This window comes from Arthrobacter sp. 05N33_2, assembly GCF_056397425.1.
Map to the genome: position 1 here is coordinate 26,897 of NZ_JBFTNJ010000017.1, position 12,623 is coordinate 39,519.

Below are 12,623 nucleotides of genomic sequence, written 5' to 3' on the forward strand. Positions count from 1 at the left end.
GAGGTGGTTCGGCCGGACTGCTTGGAAGAAAACCTGGAGCGAATCCGGGAAGACTTCCGGGCGGAGAACGGTGGAACCAGCGGGCTGTAGCGCAGCTTGGTAGCGCACTTGACTGGGGGTCAAGGGGTCGCAGGTTCAAATCCTGTCAGCCCGACCAACAGCTGAAACCCCGCCATTCCTGATGAAGGAATGGCGGGGTTTTCTGTTTCCCGGACACATCCGCTCCGTGGTGTTCCCAGGAAGGTCCGCGGTGATCCGCTATTTCAGGAAGCGGGACGTCCGGCGGTCGGCCAGGATCTTTCCTTTGGTCTGGCACGTCGGGCAGTACTGCAGGGCGGAATCGGCAAAGGAAACCTCCCGGACCGTGTCCCCGCACACCGGACACGGTTCGCCGGTCCGGCCGTGGACCCGCATGTGGCTCCGCTTGGTGTCCTTGAGCTCGTTGGGCGGCTTGCCCTTGGCCTCCGCCACCGCCGTTCCCAGAATGGTGTGGATGGCGTCGTAGAGGTGCTGCACGTGCGTCCGGTCCAGCGACCTGGCGATCGCGAACGGCGAAGTCCTGGCGGCGTGCAGGATCTCGTCACTGTACGCGTTCCCAATCCCGGCGATGATGCCCTGGCTCCTCAGGACGCCCTTGATCTGCTGGGAACTGGAGCCGAGAATCCCGGCCAGGGCATCGACGTCGAAGTCCGGACTGAACGGATCCGGTCCGAGCGCCGCGATGCCGGGCACGTCGTGCGGATCACGGACCACATAGACCGCCAGGCTCTTCTTCGTGCCCGCCTCGGTCAGGTCCATGCCCACCGGGCCGGAATCGGCGGAGAACGTCAGCCGCAGGGCGATGTGGCCCTTCCCCATTTTCAGCTGGGCGTCGGTGGGGGAGTCCGTGAAGCGGACCCAGCCGGCCCGGGCGAGGTGGAAGACAAAATGCAGCCCGTCCGCTTCCAGGCTGACAAACTTGCCGAACCTTTGCACGCCGCTGACGGCCTTGCCCTGGAGGTCGGAGTAGGGAGGGTCTGCCGTCTTGAGCACGGCGAAGGAGACCGGCTGGATTTTCCGCACCATTGCTCCGCGCAGGTGCTCGTCCAGAAAGTCCGTCAGGGCCGCAACTTCAGGAAGCTCAGGCACGGCCTAGCCCTCACRTGTCCGGACGGTCCCGGCGCCCCGGTTGTTCACATTCCCGCCCTTCAGCGGAGCATGTTCTGCCATRGCACCATCTTCGCAGATGCCTCCCCGGCCCCTGCCCGATGTGCCTATACTTTCAGCGGCGGCTAGAACAAACGACTGCCGCCGCCAGGTGATTGACCCGATGAAAGGCCCGTCATGAGCATCATTCCCGAAGACCTGTCCTACACCGCAGAACACGAATGGGTTTCGGCCCCCAACGCCGACGGGGTTGTGCGCGTGGGCATCACTGATTTTGCCCAGGACGCCCTCGGGGATGTCGTCTACGCCCAGATGCCCGAGGTCGGGACCACCATCAAGGCCAACGACGTCGTCGGCGAGGTCGAATCCACCAAGAGCGTCAGCGACATTTACGCCCCGGTGACGGGCGAGGTGGTCGCCAGGAACGAGTCGCTGGACACCGATTCCGCCCTTATCAACTCCGATCCGTACGGTGAAGGCTGGCTGATCGAAATCAAGCTCGCGGAAGCCGACGCGGTCGAGTCCTTGCTCAGTGCATCCGAGTATGAACAGCAGGTAGGCTAAAGACAGAGGTCATTCGGGCCGGGGCCGCCGGCGAGTGTTGWTGGGATAACAAAACAAGGCCGCGCCCCGCCGAAGGGCCTCATTACCGGGACTGCAAGGCTTTTCCGGACGGCATGCGTTGTTTGCAGGGGGGACACCTGCAACGAATGAGGAGGACTCAATGTTTGGGCACGAACGGAACGACACCGGTGACGGTTACGGCACGGGTGGAGTGAAGGCTTCGGAGACCACGTCGATCAACCTCACTCCGGTGCGCGACGAACCCAATTTCACGCCGAAGCTTTCGACTGAGGAACGGGCAGCAGTTGAGGCCCTTCCCTTCGGATCGGCCCTGCTCGTCGCGCACAGCGGCCCCAACGCCGGTGCGCGGTTCCTGCTGGACTCCGACGTCACCACGGCGGGCCGCCACCCGGACGCCGACATCTTCCTCGACGACGTCACTGTCTCGCGCAGGCACGTCGAATTCCGCCGTACTGCGCGCAGCTTTGAGGTTGTGGACACCGGGAGCCTGAACGGCACCTACGTCAACCACGACCGCGTGGACTCGGTGGAACTGAAGTCCGGCAACGAGGTCCAGATCGGCAAATTCCGCCTCACCTTCTACCTCAGCCCTGCCCGCGCAGCAGGCAACGTCTGATTCCGGGGTAGTTGCCTGTGGCCACGGCACATGCGGATCGGCGCGGACCCCAGGTTCTGAACATCGGGGAAGTCCTGGCTCAACTGAGCGACGACTTCCCCAGCATGACTGCGTCAAAAATCCGGTTCCTTGAAGAAAAGGGACTCATCAACCCGCAGCGGACACCTGCCGGCTACCGTCAGTACTCCGAGAACGACGTCGAACGGCTGCGCTTCGTCCTCTCACTCCAGCGTGACCAGTACCTGCCGCTGAAGGTCATCAAGGACTACCTGGATGCGATCGACCGGGGCGAACGGCCGGAGAACCTGCCGGCAGGCGTCACGTTGTCCCCGCGGATTGTCTCCGAGGAGCTCGCTTCCGAGCTGCAGAGCCGGGCACGCAGGCTCAGCGAGGAGCAGCTGCGCGCCGAATCCGGGGCGAGCGTCCCGCTGCTGGAATCGCTCCTGAGCTACGGCCTGATCGGGCACGTCAACGGCAAATTCGACGAACACGCGCTGCAGGTCGCGCGGGCCTGCGTCCAGCTGGAGAGCCATGGCCTGGAACCCCGCCACCTGCGGCCCTTCCAGGCGGCTGCCGACCGCGAATTCGGGCTCGTGGAGCGTGCTGTGGCCACCCTGACCTCCCGCAAGGACGCAGCCTCCCACGCCCGCGCCGCCGAGGCGGCCCGGGAAATCAGCGACCTCTGCCTGTCCTTGCACCAGGCGCTGGTCCACGACCGCATCTCAAGGATGGACATCTGATGATTGAGGTGGAGATTGTCGGCGTGCGGATCGAGTTGCCGTCCAACCAGCCGCTTGTCCTGCTCAAGGAAATCCATGGTGAGCGCCACGTGCCCATCTGGATCGGGACCCCGGAGGCCAGCGCCATCGCCCTGGCCCAGCAGGGGGTCATCCCGCCCCGGCCGATGACCCACGACCTCCTGGTGGACGTTGTCGAGGCCCTGGGCCACACGATCGTCAGCGTCAACATCGTGGCGGTGGAGGACAACATCTTCTACGGGCAGCTGCAGTTCGAGAACGGCACCACCGTGAGCTCCCGGGCCTCCGATGGGTTGGCCGTTGCCCTGCGCGCCAAGTGCCGGATCTGGTGCGCCGACGCCGTCATGGACGAGGCCGGCGTCCGGATCACCGAACACGACGAGGGCGAGGACACGCACCCCGGACCCGCCGTGGACGAGGAAGTCGAACTGCGGCGCTTCCGCGAGTTCCTCGACGACGTCGAACCCGAAGACTTCGGCGGCTGAGCCGGCCCAGGCAACCGGCGCCAGGGAACCTGCCGCGATTGCGGGCGTGCCTGTGACTGCTGGTGTTTCTGATACGTGCGTGACAGCTGTGGCGGCACCAAACGTTAAAGTCGAGGATGAAACTTTCGACACGCCCTTGGAATAGCCCCAACGTCTTTGACCTTGGGCCCCGGCAGGCCTAACGTCGAAGGTACAAGTTCCCATTGCATACGGTAGCCGCGCAAGTCACACTGGAAGGTGCAGTCCGGCTGAATTACACGGATGAAATATTCATCCGGTGTCATGCAGCTGTTCACATCTATTGCTGCCGATGCAACAAACCCAGGGGAACCCACGACAAGGAGGGTCCACGTGAGTCCGAAAGGCGAAGCAGGCGAGCTGAAGCAGGCCTCAACGGCCGGCGTTGCTGTGCCCGCCAGCGGTGCCCAAGGCCTGCTGTTCACCGAGGATCTCCCCGTTCTGGACGAGGACGCGGGCTACCGCGGACCCACCGCCTGCAAGGCGGCCGGCATTACCTACCGCCAACTCGATTATTGGGCGCGCACCGGACTCGTTGAGCCCGCCGTCCGCGGTGCGGCCGGCTCCGGCTCGCAGCGGCTCTACGGCTTCCGCGACATTCTGGTTCTCAAGGTGGTCAAACGGCTCCTGGACACGGGCGTCTCCCTGCAACAGATCCGCACCGCCGTGGAACACCTGCGGGAGCGCGGCGTCGAGGACCTCGCCCAAATCACGCTCATGAGCGACGGCGCCAGCGTCTACGAGTGCACATCGGCAGATGAAGTCATCGATCTCGTCCAGGGCGGCCAGGGGGTGTTCGGCATCGCCGTCGGCCGCGTATGGCGCGAAGTTGAAGGAAGCCTCGCAGCTCTTCCCAGCGAACACGCCGCGGACCAGTCCTTTCCCGACGACGAGCTGAGCAAACGCCGGGCGGCCCGCAAGATCGGCTAGCGCCCGCAGCTGCAGACGTGACTGAGCACAGCAACGACTGAGCACAGAAACTGAGTACAACAAGATGAGGCCGCCTCCCGGACAGGGAAGGCGGCCTCATTTCTGTTGGGCTGTGTACGGCAGTCCGGGGCTACCGAAGGCTGCGGTCTCGGACAGCGCCGGCCGGGGCCACGCCGCCCTGGTTCAGCAGGTTCTGCAGCAGGGCATCGAAGAGCCCGGCCGCATTCTTGGCCGAGTCGCCGGGCCAGTGGTGGATGGAGTGGGCGGCGCCTTGGATCTGCTGCCAGTTGGCCTGCTCCGGGATATGCGGGCTCAACAGCAGTTGGCCGAACATGGATTCCATCTCCGAGAGCCGGAACGTGTGCTCGGCCGAACTGCTGCGCACCCGGTTGGCCACGATGCCGGCAGGGGACAGCTTGGGGGCGAATTCCTGCCGGAAGAGCTGGATGGCGCGCATGGTGCGTTCCGTGCCGGCCACCGAGAAAAGCCCGGGCTCGGCTACCAGGGTCACCTTGTCGCTTGCGGACCACGCCATCCGGGTCAGGCCGTTCAGTGACGGGGGGCAATCGACCAGGACGAGTTCGTAGTTCGTGGCGCCCGCCAGGACCGTGGAAAGCCGGCGAAGGTCGCGGCGGCCCAGGTCGGGGCGGTCGTAGATGCCGGTATAGGCAGAGCCGACGGCCACGTCCAGGACGGAGGTTGCCGCGCCGGACTGAATCCTGCCGTTGGCACTGCCGTTGGCGTTGCTGCGGCCGTTGATCCGGGCGTGTTCCACCCAGCCGCTGGGGACCACGTTGTCCGCCAGATGTGCCCGCCGCGGCGACCTCAGCATCCTGCCGATATCGAGCTGATCGTCCGGACTCACGCCCARGGCCGTGCTGGCGTCAGCATGCGGATCAAGGTCGACGACGAGGGTGGGGATGCCGGCGGCCAATGCCGCCGACGCCAGTCCGGTGGTCACGGATGTCTTGCCGACACCGCCTTTGAGGCTGCTGATGCTCACTACTTGCACTTGAAAAACCAATACCTAACGCCGGTTGCCGAGACGGGGTCGTGCCGGCTCCTGCGTTCTTCGGAGCCGGGGCGTGCGTGCGCCACCCACCCACTCATCATATGTTGATGCTCCGGCGAAACCCGTTTCATCCGGCGTGGGGCGCCAGAACCTCGCCAATCGGACGGACGGGGAAAGCTCCAAGGCCAAGGCCCTGCCCATCGCGGCGTCCGTGACGGATAATGCTGTGACAGTCGCCACAATGATTTGTGTTTGCCCGCACAGGTCCTAGACACTGTGAGCACTTACCGATACGCCCGCGATGAWGCAGGAGAAGTATGTTTTCTAAGATTCTGGTGGCCAACCGCGGCGAAATCGCGATTCGCGCCTTCCGCGCGAGCTACGAGCTGGGTGCCAAGACTGTCGCTGTGTTTCCCCATGAGGACCGCAACTCCATTCACCGCCAGAAGGCCGATGAGGCGTATCTGATCGGCGAGGAGGGACATCCGGTCCGGGCCTACCTGGACGTTGATGAGGTGGTGCGCGTCGCCAAGGAGTCCGGGGCGGACGCCATTTACCCCGGTTACGGTTTCCTCTCCGAGAACCCGCGCCTGGCGCGGGCCGCGAAGGAGGCCGGCATCACCTTCGTCGGCCCGCCGGCCGAGGTTCTGGAACTCGCCGGTAATAAGGTTGCCGCCCTCGAGGCCGCGCGCAAGGCCGGCGTCCCGGTCCTCAAGTCCAGCCAGCCGTCGAAGGACCTGGACGAACTGATCGCCGCCGCGGATGAAATCGGCTTCCCCATTTTTGCCAAGGCCGTCGCCGGCGGCGGCGGGCGCGGCATGCGCCGCGTGGACACCCGCGAGGCGCTCCCGGAGGCCCTGCAGGCCGCCATGCGCGAAGCCGACGCCGCGTTCGGCGACCCCACCATGTTCCTGGAGCAGGCCGTCCTGCGCCCGCGCCACATCGAGGTCCAGATCCTGGCCGACGCGGAGGGCAACGTGATGCACCTCTTCGAGCGTGACTGTTCCATCCAACGCCGCCACCAGAAGGTCATCGAGATCGCCCCGGCGCCGAACCTGGACGAAGGCATCCGGCAGGCGCTGTACCGCGACGCCGTGAAGTTCGCGAAAGCGCTGAACTACGTCAACGCCGGTACCGTCGAATTCCTTGTCGACACGGTGGGTGAGCGGGCCGGCCAGCACGTATTCATCGAAATGAACCCCCGGATCCAGGTCGAGCACACGGTGACCGAGGAAGTCACCGACGTCGATCTCGTCCAGGCGCAGCTGCGCATCGCCGCCGGTGAGAGCCTCGCGGACCTGGGCCTGTCCCAGGAGAGCGTCCAGCTCAAGGGTGCCGCCCTGCAGTGCCGCATCACCACGGAGGACCCGGCCAACGGCTTCCGGCCCGACGTCGGCAAGATCACCGGCTACCGCTCGGCCGGCGGCGCAGGCGTCCGGCTTGACGGCGGCACCGTCTACTCGGGCGCGGAGATCAGCCCGCACTTCGACTCCATGCTGGTCAAGCTGACCTGCCGCGGCCGCAACTACCCGGCCGCCGTCGCCCGGGCCCGCCGCGCCCTCGCCGAGTTCCGCATCCGCGGCGTGTCCACCAACATCTCCTTCCTGCAGGCTGTCCTGGACGATCCCGACTTCGTCGCCGGGGATGTGGCCACCTCGTTCATTGACGAACGGCCCCAGCTGCTGAAGGCACGGGTCTCGGCCGACCGCGGCACCAAGCTGCTGACCTGGCTTGCCGACGTCACTGTCAACAAGCCCAACGGCGAACTCAAGGTCCACACGGACCCGGCGGACAAGCTTCCGGCCCTGGATGACGCAGCGGCCCGGCCAGGGTCCCGCCAGCGTCTCCAGGAACTCGGCCCGGAAGGGTTTGCCCGTGCCCTGCGCGCGCAGGACGCCGTGGCCGTCACGGACACCACGTTCCGCGACGCGCACCAGTCCCTGCTCGCCACCCGGGTGCGCACCCGGGACCTCGTGGCGGCTGGTCCCGCAGAATCCAAGCTGCTCCCCGAGCTGCTCTCGGTCGAGGCCTGGGGCGGGGCCACCTACGACGTCGCCCTGCGCTTCCTCGGCGAAGACCCCTGGGACCGGCTTGCCGCCCTGCGCAGGGCCATGCCGAACCTGTGCCTGCAGATGCTGCTCCGCGGCCGCAACACCGTCGGCTACACGCCCTACCCGGAAGAGGTCACGGTGGCGTTCGTCAACGAGGCCGCCGCCACGGGCATCGACATTTTCCGGATCTTCGACGCCCTCAACGACGTCAACCAGATGGCCCCGGCCATCCGGGCCGTCCGTGAGACCGGTACCGCCGTCGCCGAGGTTGCCCTCTGCTACACCGCGGACATGCTGGACCCGGAGGAAACGCTCTACACCCTGGATTACTACCTGGAGCTGGCGCAGAAAATCGTCGACGCCGGGGCGCACATCCTGGCGATCAAGGACATGGCTGGACTGCTGCGTCCGGCTGCCGCGGCACGCCTGGTCTCGGCGCTCCGGGAGCGGTTCGACCTCCCCGTCCACCTGCACACCCACGACACCGCCGGCGGCCAGCTGGCCACGCTCCTCGCGGCCGTGGATGCCGGCGTGGACGCTGTGGACGTGGCCTCGGCCTCCCTGGCCGGAACCACCAGCCAGCCCTCGGCATCGGCCCTCGTCGCCGCGCTGGCCCACACGCCGCGCGACACCGGCCTCAGCCTGGCGAACGTCTGCGCCCTCGAGCCTTACTGGGAGGCCGTCCGCCGGGTCTACGCGCCGTTCGAGTCCGGACTGCCGGGGCCCACGGGCCGGGTCTACCAGCACGAAATTCCGGGCGGCCAGCTCTCCAACCTGCGCCAGCAGGCGATGGCGCTTGGCCTGGGCGAGCGTTTCGAGGCGATCGAGGACATGTACACCGCGGCGGACCGGATCCTCGGCCGGCTGGTCAAGGTGACCCCGTCGTCCAAGGTGGTGGGCGACCTCGCCCTGCACCTGGTGGGCCTCAACGCCGACCCGGAAGACTTCAACGAGAACCCGCAAAAGTACGACGTCCCGGATTCTGTGATCGGCTTCCTTTCCGGCGAGCTCGGTGACCCGCCCGGCGGCTGGCCCGAGCCCTTCCGGACGAAGGCGCTGCAGGGCCGCACCGTCAAGGTCCGCGACGTCGAGATCAGCGCCGAGGACAGCGCCGCGCTCAACGGCGATTCCAAGACCCGGCGGGGCACGCTCAACCGCCTGCTCTTCGCCGGTCCCACGAAGGATTACCAGAAGAGCGTGGAGGCCTACGGCAACCTTTCGGTGCTGGACACGCGGGACTACCTTTTCGGGCTGCAGCGCGGCGCGGAGCACGAGATCGAGCTCGAGAAGGGCGTCCGGCTGATCGCCTCGCTCGAGGYCGTCTCCGAGCCGGACGAGAAGGGCATGCGCACAGTCATGTGCACGCTCAACGGCCAGTCCCGGCCCGTGGTGGTCCGCGACCGTTCAGTGGTGAGCAACGTCAAGGCCGCCGAACGCGCCGACACCTCCCAGCCGGGCCAGGTCGCCTCGCCGTTCGCCGGTGCCGTCACGCTGACCGTCAAGGCCGGGGACACCGTCAAGGCCGGCGACACCGTGGCCACGATCGAGGCCATGAAGATGGAGGCGTCCATCACGACGCCGGTGGCCGGCACCGTCGCGCGGCTCGCCGTCGCCGGGATCGAACAGGTCCAGGGCGGGGATCTGCTGCTCGTCGTCGAATAGCGGCAGCGCGGCAACACCGTAGTCCATCAACACAGAAGGGTCCTTCCGGCTTCCGCCGGAAGGACCCTTGTGTTTCTACCGAACATTGCCTCCCGAACGAAAGCAACGCGGGGTCAGATACGGCCCATCAGGGGGCGCCGGATGGGCCGTATCTGACCCCGCGTTGCTCTGGTGCGGGGTTTCGGTGCGGGGCGGTTGCGGTTGCAGCCTAGGCGAGGGTGGGACGCTTGGCGCTGTACATTTCCTCGATCACGTTCTCGAAGTCCTTGAGCACCTGGGCCCGCTTGACCTTCATGGAGGGGGTCAGATGTCCGGAGGCCTCGGTGAAGTCGGCCGGCACGATCCGGAAGGACTTGATCGCCTCGGCCTGGGACACGGACTGGTTGGCGTGGTTGATGAGCTCCTGGACCGCGGCCATGACGGCGGGGTTGACGGCAGCCTCGGCGAGCGAGGTCGAGGCCGGGAGCCCGTGGCGGCCCAGCCAGCCGGGCAGCGCTTCTTCGTCCAGGGTCACCAGGGCACCAATGAACGGGCGGTTGTCACCGACCACGAGCACCTGCGAGACGAGCGCGTCCGCGCGGATCTGGTCCTCCAGCAGGGCCGGGACGACGTTCTTGCCGCCGGCCGTGACGATGATTTCCTTCTTGCGCCCGGTGATGGTCAGGAACCCCGCCTCGTCCAGCTGGCCGATGTCGCCGGTGCGGAACCAGCCGTCCTCGAAGGTTGCAGCGGACAGGTCATCGCGCTTGTAGTAGCCGCGCATGACGCACACGCCCTTGGCGAGGATCTCGCCGTCGTCCGCGATCCTGACGGAGTTGCCCGGAATCGGGGCGCCGACGGTGCCGATCTTGATCAGGTCGGGGGTGTTGACGGTGATCGGCGCCGTGGTTTCAGTCAGCCCGTACCCTTCCAGGATCTGCATGCCGATGCCCTGGAAGAAGTGGCCCAGCCGTTCACCGAGCGGGCCGCCGCCGGAAACGGCATGGGAGACGTTCCCGCCCATGGCGGCCCGGAGCTTGCTGTACACGAGCTTGTCGAACACGGCGTGCTTGAGCTTCAGCACGAGCCCGACCTTGCCGGCCTGCCGGGCCCGGGAGAATTCGATGGCGGTGTCCGCGGCGCGGTGGAAGATGGCGCCCTTGCCGCCGTCCTCGGCCTTGGTCAGGGCCGAGTTGTAGACCTTCTCGAAAACGCGCGGGACGGCGAGGATAAAGGTCGGTTTGTAGCTCTGCAGATCCGGCAGCAGGTTCTTGATATCCGGGGTGTGCGCCACCGTGACGCCGGCCGCAACTGCCAGCACAGAGATGAAGCGTGCGAAGACGTGGGCCATGGGCAGGAACATGATGGTCCGCGCCTGCTCGTGGACGATCGTGCCCAGCGACGTGACCAGCGCGTTCTCGGACAGTTCCACGAAGTTGCCGTGCGTCAGCTCGCAGCCCTTGGGCCGGCCGGTGGTGCCCGAGGTGTAGATGATCGTGGCGACATCGTTCAGGGACGCCTGGCTGCGGCGTGCTTCGAGCTCGGCATCGCTGATGCTGGCTCCGGCCGCACGGACCTCGTCCAGGCTGTCGCCCTCGAGCTGCCAGACATGCCCCAGGGCGGTGAGGCCCTCGGAGGTGGCCGCCTGCCGGATGATGTCCTCGTGGTGCGCCGATTCGCCGAACGCGGCCACGGCGCCGGAGTCGCCAAGGTTCCAGGCCACCTGGGAGGGGGAGGAGGTTTCATAGATCGGGACCGAGACGGCGCCGGCGAACCAGATGGCGAAGTCGATCAGGGCCCATTCATACCGGGTGCGGGACATGATGCCCACCCGGTCGCCGGCGGCCACACCGCTGGCCATGAGCCCCTTGGCGAGGGCCGAGACGTCGGCCAGGAATTCCGTGGCGCGGACGTCCTGCCACTGGCCGGCTGGGTCGAGCCGCGAGAACAGCGCAGGGTTGGAGGCCTTGGCCGCCTGGCGCACCACGAGATCGGTGACATTGGTGTCCGGATCGACATTCACCAGGGGCGGGACAATGATTTCTCGCACGACAGCTCCTTTGGTATCCATAGGCCCGCAAGGGGTACCGCTAAGCCTAGTATGCGGCCCCCCGAAGGTGTGTTCTGCGACACCTACTGGCGAGTAACTTTACGGTCGGGGCCGCCGTTCCGCCAGTCGGGGATGCTGCGGGCACGTGCGCGGCGCTCTGCTGCCGCGTCATTCGGCCGGGCTTTCGCTGCCGTTGCGGCCCCGGCGAATAGAATGGGGCACCATGCAGACACCAACACCCGGCCGGCAGCCCGGCCTGCGCCGCCGGACCGCCGCCTGGCGAAGCAGGACCCTGGCCGGAGCCGCGGCCGCCACGGCCGGGCACGACCTCCGCTCACACCTGCGGCTGGGCCGCAAGGGCCTGGCGATCGGCGTCGACATCGGGGGAACCAAGGTTGCTGCCGGCGTGGTGGACGCCGAGGGCAGGATCCTCAGCCAGGCCAAACGCTCCACCCCGGGCAACGACCCGCGCGCCGTGGAGCAGGTCATTGTCGAACTCGTCGGAGAGCTGGGCGCCGGACACCGGATCTGGTCGGTCGGAATCGGCGCTGCCGGCTGGATGGACCTCGACGGCGGCACTGTCCTCTTCAGCCCGCACCTGGCCTGGCGCAATGAACCGCTGCGCGAGAACCTGCAGCGGCTGTTGCGCCGCCCCGTCCTGCTGACCAACGACGCCGACGCCGCCGCCTGGGCGGAATGGCGCTTCGGCGCCGGACAGGGACAGGACCGTCTGGTCTGCATCACCCTGGGCACCGGAATCGGCGGGGCCATGGTCATGGACGGACGGCTCGAACGCGGCCGCTTCGGTGTGGCGGGGGAGTTTGGCCACCAGATCATCATGCCGGGCGGGCACCGCTGCGAGTGCGGCAACCGCGGCTGCTGGGAACAATACGCCTCGGGCAATGCGCTCGGCCGCGAGGCCAGGGAACTGGCCGCCGCGAATTCCCCGGTTGCCCAGGAACTGCTCAAGGCCGTGGACGGCGACGTGGCACGCATTACGGGCGTGATCGTGACGGAGCTGGCCAAGGCCGGGGACCAGACCTCCCGCGAACTCCTCGAGGACGTCGGGGAGTGGCTGGGCCTTGGCCTGGCGAACCTCGCAGCGGCACTGGACCCAGGCAAGTTCGTGATCGGCGGCGGACTGTGCGACGCCGGCGAGCTGCTCGTCGCGCCGGCCCGAAAGGCCTTCGCGCGGAACCTCACTGGCCGCGGCTTCCGCCCCGCGGCGGAGATCGAACTTGCGGCCCTGGGACCCAACGCCGGGCTGATCGGCGCCGCCGACCTCTCCCGGGTCAGCAGCCGCATGCACACCCAGTAGCGTGCCTGGGCCC

General features: G+C 67.0%; 10 protein-coding genes and 1 tRNA gene. 8 read left to right on the plus strand and 3 right to left on the minus strand.

Going from position 1 to position 12,623, the window contains the following annotated elements:
• The first annotated feature begins 80 nt into the window (after window positions 1-80).
• Window positions 81-157 (plus strand) — tRNA-Pro (locus AC1DHX_RS10310).
• Between the two features lie 101 nt (window positions 158-258).
• On the opposite strand, the gene AC1DHX_RS10315 is transcribed toward AC1DHX_RS10310, so the two are convergent.
• Entirely contained in the window at window positions 259-1,128 is an 870-nt protein-coding gene (locus tag AC1DHX_RS10315; protein WP_476859861.1) for an Fpg/Nei family DNA glycosylase, read from the minus strand.
• Between the two features lie 195 nt (window positions 1,129-1,323).
• On the opposite strand from AC1DHX_RS10315, the gene gcvH reads away from it, so the two are divergent.
• The 5 genes from gcvH (at window position 1,324) to AC1DHX_RS10340 (ending at window position 4,538) form a co-directional block, all read left to right on the plus strand.
• Window positions 1,324-1,710, plus strand: coding sequence for a glycine cleavage system protein GcvH (gene gcvH / locus AC1DHX_RS10320; protein ID WP_079553886.1), 387 nt, complete (start codon window positions 1,324-1,326; stop codon window positions 1,708-1,710).
• 160 nt (window positions 1,711-1,870) lie between these two features.
• Complete coding sequence (locus AC1DHX_RS10325) at window positions 1,871-2,347, plus strand: FHA domain-containing protein (RefSeq protein ID WP_028275906.1); 477 nt, start codon at window positions 1,871-1,873, stop codon at window positions 2,345-2,347.
• Between the two features lie 17 nt (window positions 2,348-2,364).
• A complete protein-coding gene (ftsR, locus tag AC1DHX_RS10330) occupies window positions 2,365-3,087 on the plus strand; it encodes a transcriptional regulator FtsR (RefSeq protein WP_026266235.1) in 723 nt (240 codons plus the stop codon).
• On the plus strand, window positions 3,087-3,590 hold the full coding sequence (locus tag AC1DHX_RS10335) for a bifunctional nuclease family protein (RefSeq protein ID WP_230009361.1): 504 nt from the start codon (window positions 3,087-3,089) through the stop codon (window positions 3,588-3,590). The genes ftsR and AC1DHX_RS10335 overlap by 1 nt, the downstream gene beginning before the upstream one ends.
• Window positions 3,591-3,941: 351 nt before the next feature.
• Window positions 3,942-4,538 (plus strand): MerR family transcriptional regulator, encoded by a 597-nt coding sequence (locus AC1DHX_RS10340; RefSeq protein ID WP_028275903.1) that lies wholly within the window; start codon window positions 3,942-3,944, stop codon window positions 4,536-4,538.
• A gap of 130 nt (window positions 4,539-4,668) precedes the next feature.
• Here the strand turns inward: AC1DHX_RS10340 and AC1DHX_RS10345 are convergent, their stop codons facing one another.
• Window positions 4,669-5,550 (minus strand): ParA family protein, encoded by an 882-nt coding sequence (locus AC1DHX_RS10345; protein WP_476857893.1) that lies wholly within the window; start codon window positions 5,548-5,550, stop codon window positions 4,669-4,671.
• Window positions 5,551-5,867: 317 nt separating this feature from the next.
• On the opposite strand from AC1DHX_RS10345, the gene AC1DHX_RS10350 reads away from it, so the two are divergent.
• Complete coding sequence (locus AC1DHX_RS10350) at window positions 5,868-9,263, plus strand: pyruvate carboxylase (protein ID WP_476900004.1); 3,396 nt, start codon at window positions 5,868-5,870, stop codon at window positions 9,261-9,263.
• A 208-nt stretch (window positions 9,264-9,471) separates the two neighbouring features.
• Here the strand turns inward: AC1DHX_RS10350 and AC1DHX_RS10355 are convergent, their stop codons facing one another.
• On the minus strand, window positions 9,472-11,292 hold the full coding sequence (locus AC1DHX_RS10355) for an AMP-dependent synthetase/ligase (protein ID WP_476859860.1): 1,821 nt from the start codon (window positions 11,290-11,292) through the stop codon (window positions 9,472-9,474).
• 223 nt (window positions 11,293-11,515) lie between these two features.
• On the opposite strand from AC1DHX_RS10355, the gene AC1DHX_RS10360 reads away from it, so the two are divergent.
• Complete coding sequence (locus AC1DHX_RS10360) at window positions 11,516-12,610, plus strand: ROK family glucokinase (protein ID WP_223916600.1); 1,095 nt, start codon at window positions 11,516-11,518, stop codon at window positions 12,608-12,610.
• Window positions 12,611-12,623: the final 13 nt, after the last annotated feature.